Source organism: Hyphomonas sp. (assembly GCF_017792385.1).
Lineage (GTDB): Bacteria > Pseudomonadota > Alphaproteobacteria > Caulobacterales > Hyphomonadaceae > Hyphomonas.
In genome coordinates this window covers 3,552,013-3,572,608 of the sequence record NZ_CP051230.1, presented here as the reverse complement: position 1 = coordinate 3,572,608, position 20,596 = coordinate 3,552,013, and the positions used below count along the sequence as shown (strand labels likewise).

Genomic DNA, 20,596 nt, shown 5'->3' with positions numbered 1-20,596 from the left:
AGACACGCACATGTATGAAGCACTCTCGAGTTTCGCTCAGACCGGCGGGCTGGTCTATTTTGTCCTGATGTTCCTGGGGGCGCTGGCCTATGCGCTCTGGCCCAGCAATCAGGACACGTTCGACCGCGCCGCACATTCTCCGCTTGAAGACAAGGGGCCATCAAATGACTGATGAGACCAAGGATATCGACCAGCATTCCGGCGTCGAGACGACCGGTCATTCCTGGGACGGGATCAAGGAACTGAACAATCCGCTACCGCGCTGGTGGCTATATGTCTGGTACATGACGATCGCGTGGGCCATCGTCTACATGATCCTCATGCCGGCCATCCCCGCGCTGCCGGGCATGGGCACCAACACCAAGGGTGTTCGGGGCCATTCCGACCGGGCGGAAGTGGCCAAGGCCGTGGCTGACCTCCAGACGGCGCGCGATGCGCAGTCTGTTGTCCTGCTCGATGCCAATCTTGAAACCATCGAGACGGACCGCACCCTGCAGCAATTCGCACTCGCCATGGGAGAGAGTGCCTTCGGCGACAATTGTGCCACATGTCACGGGGCAGGCGGGCGCGGCGCCATTGGTTATCCGGCGCTCGCGGATGATGTCTGGCTCTGGGACGGATCTCTGGACGGGATCGAGTACACCATCCGCCATGGCATCCGTCATGATGCAGATGACGCCACCCGCTTTTCCGCCATGCCGGCCTTTGGCCGCGACGGATTGCTGACTAGCCACCAGGTGGACGATCTCGCGCAATATGTGCTCAACCTGTCGGGCCGCAGTGACGATGCCGAAGCGGTGTCCCGCGCGGCGCCGATCTTCCAGCAGCAATGCGTGACCTGTCATGGCGCGGACGGAACGGGAGATCGCGCCCAGGGCGCTCCGAACCTGACCGATGCCGAATGGCTGTACGGCAGCCGTGAGGAAGACATCCGGGCAACCATCTACAATGCCCGCAATTCGCACATGCCGGCATGGGATGACCGCCTCGACGATGCCACGATCAAGGCCATCGCCGTCTATGTTCACTCTCTCAGCGGAGGCGAATAGCACCGGCCATGGCCAGCACGACCCTCATCGATGCATCCGCCAAGCTCCCCACCCCTCCGGGTGGGGAGCCGCCGCGGCATGAAGACCTTTATGCCAAGCGCAAGCAGATCTATCCGAAACTGGCCCATGGCAAGTTCCGGACGGTCAAATGGATTGTCATGGCGGTCACGCTTGGGGTCTATTACGGATTGCCCTGGCTGCGCTGGAACCGCGGGGAAGGCGTTCCGGATCAGGCCGTCCTGGCCGATTTCGCCAGTGAGAAATTCTACTTCTTCTTCATCGAACTGTGGCCGCAGGACATCCACTTCATGGCCGGGGGGCTCATCCTCGCTGCGCTGCTGCTGTTCCTGGTCACGTCTCTGCTTGGCCGGGTCTGGTGCGGATATACCTGCCCGCAAACGGTGTGGACGGATCTCTATATCTGGGTGGAGCGGGCTTTCGAGGGCGACCGCGCCGCGCGCATGCGTCTCGACAAGGCACCATGGTCCCTCAACAAGCTTTCGCGAAAGCTCGGCAAGCATGTCGTGTGGCTGGTCATCGCCTTCTGGACCGGGGGTGCCTTCATTCTCTACTGGCATGATGCACCGACGGTCGCGGCCGGTTGGTTCAAGGGCGAAGCGCCCCTGACGGCTTACTGGTTCGCCGGCATTCTCACCCTTACGACCTATTTCCTGGCAGGGACGATGCGCGAACAGGTGTGCACCTATATGTGCCCCTGGCCGCGCATCCAGGGCGCGCTGACAGACGAGCAGGCCCTGAACGTCACCTATCGCTATGACCGGGGCGAACCGCGCGGACCCAAGCGCAAATCGGAAAACTGGGACGAACGGGGCGACTGCATCGACTGCAACCAGTGCGTGCAGGTTTGCCCGATGGGAATCGACATTCGTGACGGCGAACAATTGGAGTGTATCCATTGCGCCCTCTGTATCGATGCCTGTGACGAGATGATGGTCAAGATCGGTCGCCCCAAGGGGCTGATTGCCTACGACACTCAACTCGCCGTGGCCGCTCGCAATGCTGGCCAGACACCGCCAAAGCACAAGATCATTCGGGCGCGTACCCTGCTATATGCCGTCGTCATGACGGTTATTGGTGTGCTGATGGTATGGGGGCTGGCGACCAAGTCCACGCTTGAGGCCAATGTGTTGAAGGATCGCTCACCGCCCTATGTCCTCCTGTCGGACGGTCGGATCCAGAACGGTTACACGCTGAAACTCGTCAACAAGGCCAGTGAACCGCGTACCATGCTGCTCGATGTCACCGGTCTTGATGCATTGTCTTTCAAGGTGATCGGGATGGAGCATGATGGCGGTGACACGCTGGAACTGCCGGTCGAGGCCTTCGGTGTGGATCGTTACCGCATCCTTGTGGCTGCCGAAGCGGGCGCGCCCCGCCGCCAGGTGACCTTCACCGTCAAGGATGCCGAAACCGGGGAAGCAGATGTGAATGTGTCGTCCTTCAGAGGAGCTGAACAATGACAGGACAAGTCTTGAACGCGAAGAACGGGCCGGCACGGGGCAGGCTTACAGGCTGGCATGTCCTGTTCATCATGCTCGGCTTCTTTGGCGTCATGTTCGCCGTCAATGGTGTGTTTCTCTATCACGCCATCACCAGCTTTCCGGGTGAGGACGTCAAGAAATCCTATTTGCAGGGGCTGGACTACAATTCCACGCTGCAGGCAAAGGCGGCGCAGCAGGCGCTCGGCTGGCAGGCCGCGGCGGGCGTCGAGGATGACCGTCTCGTCTTCCGCTTGTCGGATGCCACTGGCGAATCCTTGTCGTCCTATCATGTCACCGCCCAGCTCCGCCGGGCTGCCAGCGACACCGGAGACCAGATGCTTGTGCTTCAGCCGTCCGGCGCAGGGGAGTATGTGTCTGATGTTTCCCGGCTCGAGGTCGGCCGCTGGGACGTGAGGTTCGAAGTCCTGGATTCGGAAACGGGCAGTGTGAAATTCATTGCGGACAAGCGGATCACGATCCTGCCATGACAACCGCCGTTTCCACCGCGCCCGGATGTCCGTCCGGGCTGGCGCCGGCATCGGCCAGCCAGTCCAAATCGGGTTTTGCCGGCTTCGTCCGCAAGAGCGGTGACGAAAATGCCCTCGATCTCGTGGTTCGGGGCGCGAAATGCGGAGGATGCCTCAGCAAGATAGAAAAGGCTGTATCCGGATTGCCCGGCGTTACGGCCGCCCGCCTGAACCTCTCCAATGGCCGCATGCGGGTACGCTGGACCGGTCCGTTGTCAGCAGACCGTGTGGCGCAAACCATATCGGATCTCGGTTATGGTGTTGCGGCCCAGGCGGATGATGGGGCTGCCGTTGAAAAGGCACGAGAAGAGCGCGCGCTCCTGATCTCCATGGGCGTGGCGGGTTTTGCCGCTGCGAACATCATGCTCCTGTCGGTTTCGGTTTGGGCGGGACACGGCGAAATGGGAGAGGCGACCCGGAAAACCCTACATGCCCTGTCCGGCGTGATCGCTCTGCCGGTGCTTCTGTTCTCCGGGCGTCACTTCTTCCGCTCCGCCTGGTCAGCGCTTCGCAATGGTCATGCGAATATGGATGTGCCGATCTCGCTGGCGCTTTCCCTGGCGTTCGGGGTCAGTGTGTTCGAAACGCTGCGCGGCGGCGAGCACGCCTATTTCGATGCCGTGGTGATGCTGTGTTTCTTCCTGCTGATCGGGCGGTTTCTCGATGCCCGGCTGAGGCGTCAGGCCCATGCGGCTGCGAATGCGCTGGCGGCGATGCAGACCAGCGCCGTGACACGCCTTGGTGCGTCGGGCGACACACGCTCCGTGGCCGCTAGTGAAATTGTGCCGGGGGACCGGATCCTGCTGGCGCCGGGGGAGCGCGCCATGGTCGATGTTCGCATCGTGTCCGGCATCAGCGATGTGGATGAAAGTCTTGTCACGGGCGAGTCTGTGCCGCGCACCTATTCACCGGGCATGGTGCTGCATGCGGGCGCAATCAATGTGTCCGCGCCGGTGCAGGGAGAGGCCCTGAAGGTCGCAGAAGAATCCCTCTTGTCACAGATCGGCGACATGCTGGAAGCGGGTGAACAGCGGCGCTCCGCCTATCGCCGGATCGCAGACCGGGCCGTGTCGATCTACGTCCCCTTCGTTCATGCGACAGCGGCGCTGGCCTGTATTGGCTGGCTGGTGATGGGCGCCAGCATTCCGGACGCCCTGATGATTGCTGCCGCCACGCTGATCATCACCTGCCCCTGTGCCTTGGCGCTGGCCGCGCCGGTTGCGCAGGTCGTCGCGGCCGGCCGCCTGTTCAGCAATGGGATCTATCTCCGGTCGGGTGATGCATTCGAACGGCTCGCCGAGATCGATCACATCGTGTTCGACAAGACCGGCACACTGACGCTGGGCATTCCCAAGCTCGACCGTATCGAGGTTGACGGACAGTCTGTCCCGCTGGAAAGCGCAGAGGCGCGTGAATGCCTTGCGGACGCTGCGCGCCTCGCCCGGGTCAGCCACCATCCCTTGTCACGCGCCCTTGTCGCGGTTGCCGGGCCGGGCCAGGCGCAGGAAGACGTGCAGGAAGTGGCAGGCCGGGGCCTGGAGGCCGATATTGAGGGGGAGGTCTGGCGGCTCGGCTCTTCGGCCTGGATCGGCGCGGAAAAAGATTCGCCTGTCGGCGGGCCCGTCCTGTGGCTGGCGCGCGGGTCCGCCCCGCATGTCCGGTTCGTGTTTGTGGATGATGTCCAGCCGGGGGCACTGGGCGCGCTGGATACGCTGCGCGCCGGTGGCGTCGACATGGAGATAATGTCGGGCGACCAGGCAGGGGCGGTCGCGCCACTCGCCGGCCGGCTCGCCATCGAGGACTGGACCGCCGGGGCCTCGCCGCAGGAAAAGGTATCCCGGCTTGAAGCGCTGCGCGCGCAGGGCCGGAAAGTGTTGATGGTGGGGGATGGTCTGAATGATGCGGGGGCGCTGTCGCTTGCGCATGCGTCGCTGGCGCCGGGCGCGGCCATCGACATCACACAGTCCGCCAGCGATGCCGTCTATAGCGGCGGACTTGAGGCCATTCCGCTGATCCTGCGCGTTGCCAACAGGACTCGGAACGTGATGCGCCAGAACTTTGCGCTGGCCGCGCTCTACAATGTCATTGCCGTGCCAATCGCCGTCACCGGACACGTCACGCCCCTGGTCGCTGCGATTGCCATGTCGCTTTCATCCATTATCGTGACCTTGAACGCCATACGTCTCCGCATCGAAAGCTAAGCTGCCATGTCGATCATCGTCTATCTCATTCCGGTCGCGCTGGCCCTTGGCCTGCTGGGCCTCGTCGCCTTCATCTGGTCGATCCGGTCCGGACAGTTCGAGGACATGGACGGCCCGGCCTATCGCATTCTGGATGACGACAACGACCATCCCGCCTGAGTAGGCGGGAATCCTTTGCGCAACGGGCCGTCGGCTGGCATGGAGGCACCATGACCAGCATTCTGATCCTCGGCGGCGCGCGCTCCGGTAAAAGCGCCCGCGCGCAAGCGCTTGCAGAAGCCGCCGCACCCCATCGCGTTTACATCGCTACCGCCGAAGCGCTGGATGCGGAAATGGAAGACCGGATCCGCCATCATCAACAGGACCGCGGAGATGACTGGCGCACGCTGGAGGAACCGCTCGATCTGGTCTCCGCCATCACGTCGGGCGCAGGAGCGCAGACAGTTCTACTGGTCGATTGCCTGACACTCTGGCTGTCAAACCTGAAGCATCATGAGCGGGATGTGGACGCCGAAACCGACGCTTTGTGCAAGGCGATTCAATCGTGCTCGTCTGACCTTGTCCTCGTGTCCAATGAGGTCGGTCTCGGCCTCGTGCCGGACACTCCGCTTGGGCGGTCATTCCGGGATGCGCAGGGCCGCCTGAACCAGCGCGTCGCGAATGTCTGTGACCGGGTCGAGTTTGTTGCGGCAGGCCTGCCGCTCCAGCTCAAGGGATAAGCGCCTCTTTCAGCCGGCGCTCTGCCTGCAGCGTCGCCGGCAGGCCGATCCGCAGCATGTGACCAGACCATGCAAAGCGCCGGACATAGAGTCCGGCCTCGGCCAGCAATCGCCAGGTCTCATGTGCGTCGTCGCACGTCACCAGCCGAAACAGATCAGTCCCCTGAATGTATGGGAATCCGGCGCTCAGCAGGATGTTATCCAGTCGCTCCCGCGCTGCCGTCAAATTCAGCCGCGCGCAACTCTGCCACGCATGATCCTCATAGGCATGTGCGCCAAGCTCCAGCGCGGTGCCTGAGACCGGCCATTCGCCCAGCAGGTCGCACAGGGTGGCGCGTATGCGGGCTGGGGCCAGCACGGCGCCCAACCGCACGCCGGCAAGCCCGAAGAATTTCCCGAATGACCGCAGCACGATCAATCCCGCTGCGCCACCTGATCCCGCGACGCTGAGAGACGGGTCGAGATCGGCATAGGCCTCGTCGACGATCAACCAGCCACCGCGCCGGGCCAGCGTCTCGCGTGCCGTTTCCAGCTCCTCCGGCGAAAACTGTCTCCCGTCCGGATTGTTGGGATTGCACAGGACAATTGCATCCACTGTGTCCGCCAGCACCAGGGGCGCGTCCGTCTCGATGACGACCGCGCCCGCGCGCCGCCAGACCTGTGCATGATCACCATAGGTCGGGTTCAGGAGTGCGACACGTTTCGGCGAAATCAATTGCGGCAACAGGCGGATCAGCAACTCGCTGCCTGGCGCCAGAACCAGGCTGTCTTCCGGGGCTCCGAAAGCCTGCGCCATGGCGTGACGGCAGCGATCCCGCGCGGCGCGAGTCGGCAGGTGCTGCAGGCACTCCGGAGACGGTTTAGGGGCCGGATAGGGCCAGGGGTTTATCCCGGTCGACAGATCGATCCAGGGGCGCGGGCTATCGGGAAATGCCGCCTGCATCCGGTCGAGAGCGCCGCCATGCAACAGGTCTCCGGTCATCCCGCCCCCTCCAGCACGGCCAGCGCGGCCAGACAGGCAAGCGCCAGTCCGCACACCCGTTTGTAGATAGTCAGGCCGCGCCGCATATCGGCTGGCAGGGGATCTTCTGCTCCGGCATTCAACCAGGGCTCGGCGCTCTCGCATCCACCATAATTGCGCGGTCCGGACAGGCGCACATTCAGCGCGCCGGCCATCGCCGCCTCCGGCCAACCGGCATTCGGCGAGCGATGATGGCCGGCATCCCGCACCATAAGGCGGGCAGCGCTCAGGCTGGCCGCGGACACCACGATCAGCAGGCCCGACAGGCGCGCCGGAACCAGATTTGCCAGATCGTCCAGGCGCGCGGCAAATCCTCCGAACGCGGCGTAGCGAGGGCTGCGATGCCCGATCATGGAGTCCAGCGTGTTGACGGCCTTGTAAGCAGCGATGCCCGGCAGGCCGAAAGCCAGGCCCCAGACCACAGGTGCGATCACCCCGTCCGACAGATTCTCCGACAGGCTCTCCAGCCCGGCGCGCGCAATGCCGGCTTCGTCCAGGCAGGCCGGATCGCGCCCGACAATCCGTGCCACGGCCTGCCGCGCGGTTTCAAGGTCGCCGGCCATCAGCGGTCGTGCCACATCGGCAACATGCGCATGCAGGCTGCGTGATGCAATCAGGGATGATGCCATCGCCGCCTCGATGACAAATCCCGGCACCGTGTCCGGCAGCGCCCGGGATATTGCCGAGGCCAGTCCAGCAACGCCCGCCACCAGAAGGCAGGTCATGGTCGCCCCCGACATGTACCGCGCGCAATGGGGCCAGGCGGGCCGGTTCAGCAAGGTCTCCAGACGCGCGATGATCCAGCCCAGCCAGCTGACCGGATGACCGATCCGGCGATAGAGCGGCTGCGGCCAGCCGATCACGGCCTCGATGGCCCAGGCGCCAAGCATGAGTGCCGCGGAGCTCATCAGCCCTTCCGGCGCCAGCCGGGCGGTTGTGCGAGCCCCAGCAGCGCTTCGACGTCCACCGCGGCTTCCACGCCATCGGCCAACTCGTCCAGCGCTGTCTCCACGGCGGCATCATAGTCGAGCCCGGACGCACCGGTGATGCCGGCCTGTTCCAGCCAGTCGCGCCGAAACGCATCGCTCGCAAAGGCGCCGTGCAGATAGGTACCGGCAATACGTCCAGTCGCGCTGCGGGCGCCGTCCGTCTCCCGGTCAAAGCGGGCGAAAGGCCGCGCCGTGTCCGCACCGGTCGTGCGCCCGGCATGGATGACGTAGCCTGACAGTGTGCTGCCCAGAAACGACTCTGCCCCTGAAACCGGGCGCACATCCTTGTGCCGTGTCATCACCGTTTCGACGTCCAGCAGACCGAGCCCCGCCGCATCGCCGGGCACGCCATCAGCGCCGTGCGGATCCGACACCCGCCGGCCCAGCATCTGGTAGCCCCCGCAAATGCCCAGCACATGACCGCCCGCGCGGGCATGGGCGAGTATGTCATGGTCCCAGCCCTGCTCTCTCAGAAAGGCGAGATCGCCCAGCGTCGACTTGGTTCCGAACAGGATCACGATGTCCGTGTCCCTCGGTATGGACCGGCCCGGCGCGATCCAGTCGAACTGCACTCCGGGTTCCAGCTTCAACGGGTCGGCATCGTCGAAGTTTGCGATGCGCGACAGCATCGGCGCGGCAATCTTCAAGACGCCGCCTTGTGCGGGGCGCGCAGCCTCCAGCACGACGGCATCCTCGGCCGGGAGTTTCGCGCTTGCCGCCAGCCACGGGATGACTCCCAGGCAGGGCCACTTCGTACGCGCTTCGATCTCGCTCACGCCCGAGTCAAACAAAGCCGGGTCACCCCGGAACTTGTTCACCAGAAAGGCGCGAATCATCGCTGCGTCCTTCTTGTCCAGAACGCTCCGTGTACCAACGAGACTCGCGATAACGCCGCCTTTCTCGATATCCCCGACAAGGCAGACGGGAACTCCGGCTCGCCGCGCGAAGCCCATATTCGCGATATCGCGGTCGCGCAGATTGATCTCCGCCGGGCTGCCGGCACCTTCCACAATGACCAGGTCGTGCGCGGCCGAGAGGCGGTCAAAACTCTCCATCACGGCATCCATCAGGCCGTCGCGGGTCGCCATGTATTCGGCGGCCTCCATGGCCCGGACGGCCTTGCCGTGCACAACCAGTTGCGCCGCCCTGTCGGTTTGCGGCTTCAGCAGGACGGGGTTCATGTCCGTATGCGGGTCCAGTCCTGCTGCGCGCGCCTGCAGCGCCTGCGCTCTACCGATCTCTCCTCCCGCCGGACAGGCCGCAGCATTGTTAGACATGTTCTGTGGCTTGAACGGCGCCACGCTGAGCCCGCGCCGACGGGCAATCCGGCACAGCGCGGCCGTCAGCACGGACTTCCCGACATCCGAGCCGGTGCCCTGCAACATCAGCGCGCGTGACGTCACGCGGCCCCCTCGATATGGACACTGGTTCCGTCGATACGCGCGGCCACGCCGTAAATGTCTCTCATCCGATCTGCCGTCAGCGTTTCTGCCGGGGAGCCGTCCGCCACGATCCGGCCCGCCTTCATCCAGATCATCCGCGAGGCGTAGCGCGCCGCCAGCTGGATATCGTGCAGCACAACCAGGGCGCCGCCGCCTTGCTCCACATAGGCGCGGATCAGGTCGAGAATGCGGAATTGCTGGCGCGGGTCCAGCGCGGCGATGGGCTCGTCCGCTATCAGCAGGGGGGCTTCGGCCGCGAAAGCCCGTGCACAATGCACGCGCGCCAGTTCACCGCCGGACAGCGTATTCGTCTTTCGCTCTGCCAGATCACTCAGGCCGCAGGCCGCAAGGGCTCGGTCGACGGCCTCGGCATCCTGTCCCTTGAGGCGTCCCAGAGCCGCACCATGACCGAACCGTCCGAGTGACACCACGTCCCGTACCGAATTCGGCCAGGCCAGTGGACGGGTCTGGGGAAGATAGGCCAGTTGTCGGGCACGCTCGGCCGGCGTCATCATCCGCACGGGCCGGCCGCCGAGCTGGGCAACGCCATCGCTGGCCGCCTGCAGGCCGATAGCTGCCCGGATCAGGCTCGTCTTGCCTGCACCATTGGGTCCGAGCAGAGCAACGAATTCGCCCGGCGCGAGCGAAAAGCTGGCCGTGTCCACCAAGGACGTCCTGTCTGCCCGGACGCTGAGGCTTTGTACGACAAGCTCACTCATGGCCGGCCCGCCTCTGCATGGCGATCCAGACAAAGGCCGGCGCCCCGATCAGGGCCGCAACCACGCCCAGCTTCAATTCCGAATTGGTCGGAACCAGCCGGATGAAGATGTCGGCCAGAACAAGGATCAGGCCGGACAGCAACGCAGATGGAAGCAGGGAGCGTGCCGGATCATGCCCCACCAGCGGCCTGATTATGTGCGGGGCCACGATGCCGACAAAACCGATAGCCCCAGCCAGGGCCACGGCGCCGCCCGTGGCAAGGCCTGCGCCGACAACCGTCAAGATGCGCTGGCGCTGCAGATCCAGGCCGATCCCGCTGGCGGCTTCCTCGCCCAGTGTCAGCGCCGATAGGCCGCGCCGGGTTGTGAACAGGATCAGGGCACCCGCCAGAATGAAGGGTCCGGCCAACATGATCTCGTCAAAACTCCGATTGGCGACTGAACCGAGCATCCAGTTGATCATGTCCGACAGGGAAAAGGGATTGGGTGCCAGATTCATGAGCAGGCTCATGGCCGCCCCGGCAAAACTGGAAAGGCCCACCCCGATCAGGATCAGGGTTACCACCGATTGGGTCCGCAAGGCAGCGAGCGTGATCACTGCGGTCGCCGACAAGGCGCCAATGATGGCCGCGATCGGCAGGGCCCACGGCGTGATGGAGGCGATCCCGTAATACAGGGAGAATGTGGCCATCAGGGAGGCCGAGGCAGACACGCCCAGCACGCCGGGCTCGGCGAGAGGATTTCGCAACAAGCCCTGAAGCGCCGCCCCGCTGATGCCAAGCGCTGCGCCCACAATATAGGCCGCCAGCGCGCGAGGCAGGCGTATCTGCCAGACCACCAGCCGGTCGCCAGCATCCGCGCCGCCAAACAGTGCTCCCAGCAGGCGGTCGATCGGCAGGGAGGTCGATCCGAGGAAACAGGCAGCAATGATGGCCAGCAGGCTGGCTGCAATCAGGCCGGGCAGAAGGAAGCGCTCCCGGATCATTCGGTCATGCCCTCCGCAAGTGCCTCGACTGCATCCATCAGGAACCAGCCGCTGCAGGATGTCCACGCCCCTTCCAGGGACACGACTTCACTCTTCGTCAGTTGATCGCGCGCGACGGGATGTTTCATCGGGCTCCACGCATCGGGATGATTGGTTCTTGCTCCAAAGAAAGCGGCGGCCACCACGTCCGGGGTCTCATAGGCAAGGGTCTCGAGGGGCAGGGAACGCCACCCTGCATCGGTCTGCATGTTGGTCAGGCCGGCCGTCTCGATCATCTCATGGATAAGGGAGCCGGGACCGGTGGTCACGCCCGCAGGGGTCATGTAGAGCGCGGTGCGCGTCTGCGCGCGCCTTTGCAGCCGGTCCAGACGCGCCTGCATCTCGGCGTTCACGGCGGCGCCGCGCGCCGGCTCACCCAATTCGTCAGCAATGCGCTGCGTGTTCTCCATCACCGCCGGAATGTCCGGTGTCCAGCCAATGTCCACGACGGGGACGCCCGCCTTCTGAAAAAAGGCAGATGCGTTCGGTCCCCCGCCATAGGCGCGTACAACCAGGTCCGGCTTCAGGATCAGCACATCCTCCGCCACGGGCCGTACAGTCGCAACGCCAATGGCCGCATCCCGCATATAGGAGAATTCCCGACCGGCGTCCGGCGACAAAGCCAGAATCCGGTCGCGGTCGATCAGTTTCAGGACATATTGGTCCGCGCAATAGTCGAGACTGACAATCCGCAGGGGGTGGTCAGGCCGCTCAGGCGCAGCCCCCTTCACTTGTCCGCAGGCGGACAGGGTAAGGGCGAGCAGGAGGGAAGTCAGTCTCGACATTCAGGGCCTAGAACCGAAGGCGCAGGCCGAGTGAGCCCGATGTGCCCGGCGTGCCATAGCCGAGGATCTGCTGATAGTCCTCGTCGAACACGTTTTCGATCCGTCCATACAACTCCACCTTGTCATTCAGGTCGTAGCTGCCAGTCAGGTCAAGCCGCGTCCAGCTGTCGAGGTCGGTACCATTCGTGTTGGCTTCCTCGCCATTGTAACGTACCAGCACCGCGCCGGAGATCGGGCCTTCTGGGTCGAATGACACCGTGACATTGGCAGATGTCTCCGGCAGCCGGGCGAGTTCATTGCCATCGCCATCCTCGGCGTCGATATAGGTGTAGTTCGCCGAGACATTCAGCCAGCTCGTGAATGTGTAGGCCCCCACCATTTCCACGCCTTGGGACTCCACGAAGGCAATATTGTCATAGCCTGCGGTGAAGGAGAAATCGATCAGGTTTTCGGTTTCCTGATCGAACAGGGTCGCCCCCAGCATCAGGCGCTGATCGGCAGAGTGCCACTGCACGCCGATATCATAGGCTTCGGAGGTCTCTGGCTTCAGGTTCCGGTTCGGTTCGGTCAGTCCGCAGAAAGAGCAGATATAGGTCGACTGGAAGATGCTCGGCGCCTTGAAGCCCTGAGCCCAGCTTGCGCGCACGACCAGTTGGTCCGTAGCGGTCCAGGCCGCCGCGACCCGTCCGGTCGTTTCAGATCCGAATGTCTCATGGTCATCCATGCGCAGCCCGCCGGTCAGCGTGAGATCGTCAACGGGCTTGAACTCGTACAGGGCAAACAGGCTGTCGACGGAGGTTTCGTCCGAGTTCGCGCTGGTTTCCTCCCGCTCTGCACCAAAGGCCAGCTTGTTGGCCTCGTTGATGTTCAATGTGCCCTGGTAACGGAACAGGGCCCGGTCGCCCTCGGTATGGTAGCTCTGAACGCCATTGGACCTGTTTTCCCGCTCGATGTCGGAGTATCCGACCTGAACGAGATTATCGAGCAGACCGTCAAACAGCGGTGCTTTCAGCGTGATGTTCCCGGATAGGGTTTCCGAATTCGTCACCTCGTCGCCATCGGCGACATTGCCCTGCGCGCCCCCTGAATAACTGTCATACTCCGACTCGGCATTGCTCCACAGAAGGCTGGATTCGAGACGGACGCTGCCGGGCAGGTTCAGGCCTCCCCGCGCAGCAATTGTCTGGGAGTCGTAGGCATCATCTTCCGTGTTGCCATTGTCTTCATCGGCCTTCGAAATGCCGTCGGTCGTCAGGCCGGTCGCTGCAATCCGGAAATCGCCAGCATCATTCGCATTGCTGATTGTCGCGCCGCCGCGCACTGTGTTGAACGACCCATACTCTCCGAAAACAGATCCCGAGAAACCTTCTGTTGGCCGTTTCGTGGTAATGGACACCACCCCGCCAATCGCGTCACTACCCCATAGCGTGGATTGTGGACCTTTCAGCACTTCGATCCGCTCGATATTGTCCGTGTCGAGATAGGCGAAATTGTAGCCGCCGCCCGTTCCGGTCGGGTCGCTGACAGGCACGCCATCGATCAGGACGAGGGTCTGGTCCGAGGATGCGCCCCGGATGCGGACACTTGCGCTGCCGCCAAACGCGCCATTCTGGTTGATCGTCACGCCGGGCGCTGTTGCGACAGCGTCCAGGGCGAAATCGACGCCCAATTCATCCATATCCTCGCTGGTGATCACCGAAACGCTGGAGCCGATCTCGGTCAGCGTCTGGTCGAGGCGCGATCCATCGACGATGATCGTGTCCAGCCTTGTGTCTTCCTGCGGCGTCTCCTGCGCAACAGCCACAAGGGACGTGCCCATGGCGACAGCCCCCAGCAGGGCGGTTTTGTACAACATGTGTTTTCCTCGCATCCCAGCCGCCCGAATGGTGGATGCAGTTCATAACGACAATCTGGCCTCACCGGGGAACGGTGCGGACGGCCAGGCCCAAGGGTTCAGGTGTCGTTACGAAGGAGAGGCATCAGTGCCTTCCCGCCCGCTGAGAACTATTCCCGGCCTCCGGACGAACGACGCGATGGCAGGTCTCCTGGCTCACCGATCCGCGTCTCCGGCCGCCTTCCCAGAGCGATTGCTCCAGTGGCATCTTGGCCTTCAACTCCCGGCTCACAGTTGCGGGTACAGCGCCGAATTCTCATCGGCTTCCCTCTTAGCTTTCCTTGCAGAAAGCACCATCTGACGCTGGTAATGTTGCAAGCCCCTCGGGCTGTCAATACTGACAGCGCGACAGGATGCGCGGCAAATTGCTCAGAAATCGACCCCGCGCTTGGCTTTCAATCCCGCCTTGAAGGGATGCTTGATCTCGACCATCTCGCTGACAAGGTCGGCATAGTCGCAGAGCTCAGGCTTGGCGTCGCGTCCGGTCAGGATCACACTGGTCTGGTCGGCCCGCGCCTTCAGGCCATTCAGAACGGCCTCGGTCGACAGATAGTCATACCGCATGGCGATATTGATCTCGTCCAGCACGACCAGATCATGGGCGCCACTCGCCATCATCTCCGTCGCCCGCGCAAAGGCGGCTTCGACCGCCGCAATGTCGCGCGTCTTGTCCTGTGTGTCCCAGGTGAAGCCTTCGCCCATTGTGTGCCAGTCCAGCTGGTCCGGGAATCTTCTGAAGAATTGCCGCTCGCCGGTGATCCACTTGCCCTTGATGAACTGGACCACGCCGACCTTCTGGCCCCAGCCTAGGGCGCGGGCGATCACGCCGAAGGCAGAACTCGACTTGCCCTTGCCATTGCCGGTGTGCACCAGAACCAGCCCCCGGTCCGGCTCGCTGGCGGCCTCCGTCTTCTTGCGTTGCTCGGCCTGCAGTGCCTTCATCTTTTCGGTATGGTCGGTGTCGTCCGTCATGTCGGGGCATTCCTTTCAGCGTGTTCGAGCAGCGTGACCTGACCGCCATACGAGATCGTGCTGCGATAATGATGGGCTCCTCCCAATGCCGCAAAGATCGCCTTGATCACCCCGGCATGGGTCACCACCAGCGTGTGCTGGTCGGGCGCGTTCCAGTCGGTGATGGCAGAGTGCGTGCGTGCCGTCAGCTCCGCGACGCTTTCCCCGCCATGCGGCCGGGCGTCCAGAAAGTCTGCCGCCCAGGCGTCGAGTTCATGACGGGGCAGGTCTGTCCAGGCCTGCATCTCCCAACGTCCGAAATCCATCTCCACCAGCCGGTCATCATGAATGGGGGACAAGCCCGTCCGTTGTCCGACAAAATCGGCCAGACTCGCGCACCGGCGGAGCGGACTGGAGATGATGCGGTCGACGCCCGGCAATGTGTGCACGACCTGGCGGGCTTCCGCTTCGAAACTGGCGGCCAGTTCGAGATCGGTCCGTCCATAACAGATGCCGGCGGCCACATCGGGCGTTGTATGGCGCAGCAGGGTCAGAGCCATGCGAGCACGCCGAGATAAAAGCCGATCTCGCTCGCCTGCTGCACCGCGCCGAGCGTGTCGCCGGTATAGCCGCCAAGCTTCGGTTCGAACATGAGCCGCATCGCGACATGCATGACACCCATCAGGGCCAGTCCGGAAACCAGTGCAATGGGCTGGCACCAGATGAGACTGATTGAAACGGCTCCGAGCCCAATGACACTGGCCACACCGAGGCTTGCTGATGACAGTCCCTGCGAGACCGGTTTGCCTGTATCTTCCTCCCGCACATAGCGGCTCGTGGCGATGACCAGCACCGCTGACAGGCGCGATGCGCAATGTGCCAGCGGCAGGCTGGCAATGACCCAGAATGGCGGCATTGCGGCCAGGGCTGCCGCCTTCAGCGCCAGCGCCCCGACCAGCGCGGCCGTGCCATAGGTCCCGAGCCTGCTATCTTTCATGATTTCAAGGGATTGGTCGCGCGTCAGGCCGCCGCCAATGCCGTCGAACGTGTCGGCCAGGCCGTCTTCATGGAATGCCCCGGTCAGCAACAGGCCGGCACTGATCGCCACAATCACCGCAACCAGATGCGGCAGCGCCAGTGCCGCCAGCCAGTACGCCCCCGCGCTTGCGACACCGATCAAGAGGCCCACCAGAGGAAAGTAGCGCGGTGCGTCGGCCATCCGCCCGGCCGAGAACAGCCGATCCGTCCGCAGTGGCAGACGCGTCAGGAACTGCGCCGCCAGAACCAATTTGGCCCACTCGCCCTTCATGCCGGTCCGCTGACGCCAGCGCTTTCGAAGCTCGCCATGTCGCGCAGCATGTCGGCAGCTGCTCTCACCAGCGGGAAGGCCAGCAGGGCGCCCGTGCCTTCGCCCAGCCGCATGTCCAGCTGCAACAGGGGGGCGGCGTCCAGCGCTGTCAGCACGCGCCTGTGGCCCGCCTCGGCGGATTGGTGCGCGAAGACCATGTTGGTCCGGCATTCGGGTGCGATCCGGACGGCGGCAAGGGCCGCGACTGATGCGATGAATCCATCGACCAGAACGATCCTGCCGGTCTCCGCGGCGCCCATCATGGCCCCCGCCATCATGACGATCTCGAACCCGCCAAAGTGCTGCAGCGCCGTATGGGCATCCAGATCCGGCCCCGTTCGCGCCGCAGCCTGTTCCAGAAGGGCGCGTTTCCGGTCCAGTCCGGCATCGTCCAGGCCCGTGCCCCGGCCGGTCAGCACGCTCACCGGTACGCCAAGGATCTTGGCCGCCACCAGGCTCGCGGAGGATGTATTCCCGATGCCCATTTCGCCAAAACACGCCACGGCCACCTGACCCTCCCGGCCGAGTGTCATGCCGGCCGACAAGGCGGCGTCACACACGGCAGATGTCATGGCAGGGCCCTCGATGGCATTGGCGGTGCCGTCGCCCATGCGGCGCGAGATCAGGTCGGGATGCTCAATCGGCACACCCGCGACCCCGGCGTCCACGACCTGCACGTCGGCGCCGACGGAGCGTGCGAAGACATTGGCCGCTGCGCCGCCCGTCAGGAAATTGAACACCATCTGCCGGGTCACATCCTGGGGAAACGCCGAGACGCCTGCTCGGGCCATGCCGTGATCGGCCGCAAAGATCGTCAGGCGGCACGTATCGGCCCGCGGCATCAGGGTTCCCTGGATTTGCGCAATCCGGGCGGCCAGCGGCTCAATCGCCCCCAGCGCACCCAAGGGTTTCGTCTTTCCATCAATTGCCGCTGCAATCCGGGTTTCCAGTGTCGCATCGGTCTCTGGGGCTGACAGGGGCGGAGGGGAAGACATGCTGTGTTGGGTCCTGCATCGGGTCGGGTGCGGCAGGTTGTAGGCCGGGGCAGGGCCGCTTGTACAGGTGCGCCTGGACTGGCACGGGTTTTGCGTAATTCCCGCAACAGGACCCGGCCGACCGGCCCTGTCTCGTTCTAGGGAAATCGACACATATGCACGCAGTTGCAAAACGAAAGATTCTGATGGTGGTCCACGGGCCAGGGCGGGGCCGTCATGTGCCAACAGGTGACGTTTTCCTCAAACGCCTCGTCGCCACCAATGATCCCCTGTTCCACGATATCCGCATCCATGCGACCTGCACCGGAACTCCGGATTTTTCAGACATCGGGACGGTGCTCTTCTGGCTTGGCGACCCCCTGAAGCAGAAATACCCGACCTGCTATCTCGATGCCATGGATATCGCGAAGGAAGCCGCCTTCCGGGGGCTCAAGGTGATCAACCATCCGGACGGGCTCAGCAACACGTCCAAGACCAGCCAGGCCCGCATATGGAATGAATGCGGCGTTCCCAGCGCCAATGTGGCTCCGGTCCGGGATATGTCACAGCTGCCGGCAGCGATCGAAGCCATCGGCTATCCCTGCATTGTGCGCGGCGATGAAGAGCACGCGCAGCGGGATGTCGCCATCCTGCGCGCCAAGTCCGATCTCGACAGGATGCCCCCGATCCGGAGCGGCGCTGCTGCAGTGTTGCGCATGCATGACATCCGTCAGGAGTATCGCGACAGCACGGCCAGATGCTCAGACCTCTTCCGGCGCTATCATCACAAGGCGCGCGCCTTCGTCTTCGGCGACCAGGTCATGGCCAGCCACCTGTTTTTCTCTGAGAGTCCGATTGTCGGCCTGTCGAACTGCCTGTTCACGCGCGAAGCCGGGCGGGTCCGTTCGCTGGCGCGGAAGGCTGGATACAATGCGACACTGCTGGATGAACTGATCGCGGTAGACCTGCAATATTTCGCGACCCCTGTATTCGGGCGGGCGGACCTCGTCGCTGCGGTGCGCGCGCTCGGCCTCGATTTTGCTGCTGTAGACTACAGTCTGCGCCCGAACGGGCAGGTAATCATCTGGGAGGCAAATCCCTATTTCTGGCTGCCTGACGGCGTACAGAGCGTATTGTCGGAAGAAAGGCGGGCGGTCGACCGTGTGAACCGCTCCTTCGACTGGATGGCTACCTGCCTGAAGTCTTCCGCGGCACAGCAATCGCCGCTTTCAGTCGTGACCGCAATTCCTGCCTGAGCATGCCCGGATGACCTGACGGAGATATCAAATGTCCACTGACCCGATTGCCTCACAGAATGAGCGTGTCGACTGGGTCGATTATGCCAAGGGTATCTGCATCATCCTCGTCGTGATGATGCATACGGTCTATGGCGTTGAGCATGTGCTGGACGGTCAGGGCTGGATGCACGCGGTCGTTGATTTCGCGCGTCCTTTCCGGATGCCGGATTTCTTTCTCGTCGCCGGTCTGTTCCTCAGCCGCAGCATTCATGGACCCTTGCTGGACTATGTCGACCGCAAAGTGGTGCATTTCATCTATTTCTATGTGCTCTGGCTGGCGCTGCAATTCCCGGTCGTCGAGTACGACACACTGGTGGCCCATCCGGCCTACGCCCTGAAACTCTGGGCATTCAGCTTCGTTGAGCCGTCAAATTCGCTCTGGTTCGTGCACATGCTGGCGATCTTCTACGTCGTCACGCGCCTTGTGCGGCATCTGCCGGTCTGGATGGTGTTTGCCGGCGCCTTCCTGCTGCAGTCCCTCTACCAGTTGGGCTTCATCGATACCGGCTTCAGCGTGATTGACCGGTTCGCCAATCGCTACGTCTATTTCTTCATGGGCTATGCCTTCGCGCCGCAGATCTTCCGGTTCGCCGGTCGGGCCGCACAAGCCCCACTTGCCGGCCTGGTGGGCCTTCTTGTGTGGGGCGGCATGAACTGGTGGGCCGTCACGCTCGGCCTGCAAGAGGAATTCCTGACAAGCTTCCTGCTCGGCATGGCCGGCGCCACAGCGGTGTGCGTGGCCTCGGCCCTGCTGACCCGGTTCCGGATGGCGGATTTCCTGCGCTATTGCGGCCAGTACTCGATCGTTATCTATCTCAGCTTTGTCTTCCCGTTGCTCGCCATCGAGCGGCTCGTCCTGCCGCGCACGGGCGCGCTGTTCGGCGGGATCGGATGGACCAGCGCTCTCACACTTCTGGTGGCGGTCGGCCTGCCGCTGGCCTTCCATGCGTTGATCCGCAACACGCCCCTGCGCATTCTGTACGAGCGTCCGGCATGGGCCAGCCTTGCCGGCAGCCGCCACGCCCGTCAGCGGGCTGCGCTGCCGGCGAAATGATCAGACATTGAAGCGGAACAGCATCACATCGCCATCCTGAACGATGTAGTCCTTGCCTTCCGAACGCATTTTCCCCGCATCCTTTGAACCGGCTTCACCGCCATGAGCGATGTAGTCCGCATAGGCGACGGTTTCGGCGCGAATGAAGCCCTTCTCGAAATCGCCGTGGATGACACCGGCCGCCTTCGGAGCGGTCCAGCCCTTGCGGATTGTCCAGGCGCGGGCCTCTTTCGGGCCTGCCGTGAAATAGGTCTGCAGGCCCAGCAGCGTGTAGCCTGCATGGATCAAGCGCGACAGTCCCGGCTCTTCCAGGCCGAGCGTTTCGAGATATTCGCTGCGATCCGGCTCATCCAGCATCGCCAGTTCGGATTCGATCTGCGCGGAAATCACCACACAGGCTGCGCCTTCTTCTTTGGCGCGGGCCACAACCTGCTCAGAATAGGCATTGCCGGTTGCGGCGCTTTCCTCGTCGACATTGGCCACAAAAAGGACCGGCTTTGACGTCAGCAGCTGCAGCATGTTCCAGGCTTTGAGGTCATCCTTCGGAACATCGGCGCGGCGGGCCGGGCGCCCATTCGTCAGTTCATTGAGGGCCAGATCGATCAGGGCGACCTGGGCCTTGGCTTCCTTGTCGCCGGAATTGGCCTTCTTGATGACGTTGGCCTTGCGCTTTTCCAGGCTCTCCAGGTCCGCCAGCATCAGCTCGGTCTCGACGACTTCGAAATCGGCAATCGGATCCACCTTTCCGCTGACATGTGTGATGTCGTCATTTTCGAAACAGCGGAGTACATACAGGATGGCATCCGTCTCGCGGATGTTGGCCAGGAACTTGTTGCCAAGGCCTTCACCCTGCGAGGCGCCCTCGACCAGTCCGGCAATGTCGACAAAGTTCATGCGAGCCGGAATGATCTCCTTCGACCCTGCCACTTCCGCCAGCTTCTTCAGGCGCGGTTCCGGAACGGCCACTTCGCCGACATTCGGCTCAATGGTGCAGAAGGGATAGTTCGCGGCCTGCGCGGCAGCGGTTTGGGTGAGCGCGTTGAAGAGCGTGGACTTGCCCACATTGGGAAGTCCCACGATGCCGCATTTGAAGCCCATG

Annotated in this window: 21 protein-coding genes and 1 riboswitch; of the genes, 9 read left to right on the top strand and 12 right to left on the bottom strand. The window is 63.3% G+C overall.

Going from position 1 to position 20,596, the window contains the following annotated elements:
- Positions 1–10 precede the first annotated feature (10 nt).
- Genes HF955_RS17285 through cobU form a run of 7 tightly spaced genes read left to right on the top strand, consistent with a single transcriptional unit; the run spans position 11 to position 5,998 of the window.
- Positions 11–172: a cbb3-type cytochrome c oxidase subunit 3 gene (locus HF955_RS17285; protein ID WP_027836355.1), complete on the top strand. Its 162-nt coding sequence runs from the start codon at positions 11–13 to the stop codon at positions 170–172.
- Complete coding sequence (ccoP, locus tag HF955_RS17280; RefSeq protein ID WP_291076869.1) at positions 165–1,049, top strand: cytochrome-c oxidase, cbb3-type subunit III; 885 nt, start codon at positions 165–167, stop codon at positions 1,047–1,049. The genes HF955_RS17285 and ccoP overlap by 8 nt, the downstream gene beginning before the upstream one ends.
- 8 nt (positions 1,050–1,057) lie before the next feature.
- The gene (gene ccoG / locus HF955_RS17275) at positions 1,058–2,530 is read left to right on the top strand and encodes a cytochrome c oxidase accessory protein CcoG (protein ID WP_291076868.1); all 1,473 of its coding nucleotides are present in this window, start codon (positions 1,058–1,060) and stop codon (positions 2,528–2,530) included.
- Entirely contained in the window at positions 2,527–3,039 is a 513-nt protein-coding gene (locus HF955_RS17270) for a FixH family protein (RefSeq protein ID WP_291076867.1), read from the top strand. Before ccoG ends, HF955_RS17270 begins: the two co-directional genes overlap by 4 nt.
- Positions 3,036–5,279 (top strand): heavy metal translocating P-type ATPase, encoded by a 2,244-nt coding sequence (locus HF955_RS17265; RefSeq protein WP_291076866.1) that lies wholly within the window; start codon positions 3,036–3,038, stop codon positions 5,277–5,279. The genes HF955_RS17270 and HF955_RS17265 overlap by 4 nt, the downstream gene beginning before the upstream one ends.
- Positions 5,280–5,285: 6 nt before the next feature.
- Positions 5,286–5,438 (top strand): cbb3-type cytochrome oxidase assembly protein CcoS, encoded by a 153-nt coding sequence (gene ccoS, locus HF955_RS17260; RefSeq protein WP_291076865.1) that lies wholly within the window; start codon positions 5,286–5,288, stop codon positions 5,436–5,438.
- A 50-nt stretch (positions 5,439–5,488) separates the two neighbouring features.
- On the top strand, positions 5,489–5,998 hold the full coding sequence (gene cobU / locus HF955_RS17255; RefSeq protein ID WP_291076864.1) for a bifunctional adenosylcobinamide kinase/adenosylcobinamide-phosphate guanylyltransferase: 510 nt from the start codon (positions 5,489–5,491) through the stop codon (positions 5,996–5,998).
- On the opposite strand, the gene cobD is transcribed toward cobU, so the two are convergent.
- The 11 genes from cobD to cobT all read right to left on the bottom strand — a co-directional run bounded on the left by cobD (position 5,988) and on the right by cobT (position 17,166).
- Positions 5,988–6,980 (bottom strand): threonine-phosphate decarboxylase CobD, encoded by a 993-nt coding sequence (cobD, locus tag HF955_RS17250; RefSeq protein WP_291076863.1) that lies wholly within the window; start codon positions 6,978–6,980, stop codon positions 5,988–5,990. The two genes, cobU and cobD, sit on opposite strands and share 11 nt — an antisense overlap.
- The gene (cbiB, locus tag HF955_RS17245; RefSeq protein ID WP_291076862.1) at positions 6,977–7,927 is read right to left on the bottom strand and encodes an adenosylcobinamide-phosphate synthase CbiB; all 951 of its coding nucleotides are present in this window, start codon (positions 7,925–7,927) and stop codon (positions 6,977–6,979) included. Before cbiB ends, cobD begins: the two co-directional genes overlap by 4 nt.
- A complete protein-coding gene (locus tag HF955_RS17240) occupies positions 7,927–9,411 on the bottom strand; it encodes a cobyric acid synthase (protein ID WP_291076861.1) in 1,485 nt (494 codons plus the stop codon). The genes cbiB and HF955_RS17240 overlap by 1 nt, the downstream gene beginning before the upstream one ends.
- Entirely contained in the window at positions 9,408–10,169 is a 762-nt protein-coding gene (locus HF955_RS17235; protein ID WP_291076860.1) for an ABC transporter ATP-binding protein, read from the bottom strand. Before HF955_RS17235 ends, HF955_RS17240 begins: the two co-directional genes overlap by 4 nt.
- Positions 10,162–11,154, bottom strand: coding sequence for an iron ABC transporter permease (locus HF955_RS17230; protein WP_291076859.1), 993 nt, complete (start codon positions 11,152–11,154; stop codon positions 10,162–10,164). Before HF955_RS17230 ends, HF955_RS17235 begins: the two co-directional genes overlap by 8 nt.
- A complete protein-coding gene (locus HF955_RS17225; RefSeq protein ID WP_291076858.1) occupies positions 11,151–11,978 on the bottom strand; it encodes an ABC transporter substrate-binding protein in 828 nt (275 codons plus the stop codon). Before HF955_RS17225 ends, HF955_RS17230 begins: the two co-directional genes overlap by 4 nt.
- Before the next feature lie 7 nt (positions 11,979–11,985).
- Positions 11,986–13,833 (bottom strand): TonB-dependent siderophore receptor, encoded by a 1,848-nt coding sequence (locus HF955_RS17220; RefSeq protein ID WP_291076857.1) that lies wholly within the window; start codon positions 13,831–13,833, stop codon positions 11,986–11,988.
- A gap of 162 nt (positions 13,834–13,995) precedes the next feature.
- Positions 13,996–14,185, bottom strand: a riboswitch (cobalamin riboswitch).
- A gap of 56 nt (positions 14,186–14,241) precedes the next feature.
- Entirely contained in the window at positions 14,242–14,844 is a 603-nt protein-coding gene (gene cobO, locus HF955_RS17215; protein WP_291076856.1) for a cob(I)yrinic acid a,c-diamide adenosyltransferase, read from the bottom strand.
- Complete coding sequence (gene cobC / locus HF955_RS17210; RefSeq protein ID WP_291076855.1) at positions 14,841–15,383, bottom strand: alpha-ribazole phosphatase; 543 nt, start codon at positions 15,381–15,383, stop codon at positions 14,841–14,843. Before cobC ends, cobO begins: the two co-directional genes overlap by 4 nt.
- Positions 15,374–16,132, bottom strand: a complete 759-nt coding sequence (gene cobS / locus HF955_RS17205) for an adenosylcobinamide-GDP ribazoletransferase (RefSeq protein ID WP_291076854.1) — start codon at positions 16,130–16,132, stop codon at positions 15,374–15,376. Before cobS ends, cobC begins: the two co-directional genes overlap by 10 nt.
- Positions 16,129–17,166 (bottom strand): nicotinate-nucleotide--dimethylbenzimidazole phosphoribosyltransferase, encoded by a 1,038-nt coding sequence (cobT, locus tag HF955_RS17200; RefSeq protein WP_291076853.1) that lies wholly within the window; start codon positions 17,164–17,166, stop codon positions 16,129–16,131. The genes cobS and cobT overlap by 4 nt, the downstream gene beginning before the upstream one ends.
- Before the next feature lie 218 nt (positions 17,167–17,384).
- On the opposite strand from cobT, the gene HF955_RS17195 reads away from it, so the two are divergent.
- Together HF955_RS17195 and HF955_RS17190 are read left to right on the top strand one after the other, a co-directional pair.
- Positions 17,385–18,401: a hypothetical protein gene (locus HF955_RS17195; protein ID WP_291076852.1), complete on the top strand. Its 1,017-nt coding sequence runs from the start codon at positions 17,385–17,387 to the stop codon at positions 18,399–18,401.
- Positions 18,402–18,432: 31 nt separating this feature from the next.
- Positions 18,433–19,497, top strand: a complete 1,065-nt coding sequence (locus HF955_RS17190; RefSeq protein ID WP_291076851.1) for an acyltransferase family protein — start codon at positions 18,433–18,435, stop codon at positions 19,495–19,497.
- On the opposite strand, the gene ychF is transcribed toward HF955_RS17190, so the two are convergent.
- Complete coding sequence (ychF, locus tag HF955_RS17185) at positions 19,498–20,595, bottom strand: redox-regulated ATPase YchF (RefSeq protein WP_027836337.1); 1,098 nt, start codon at positions 20,593–20,595, stop codon at positions 19,498–19,500. It lies immediately after the preceding gene.
- Position 20,596 lies beyond the last annotated feature (1 nt).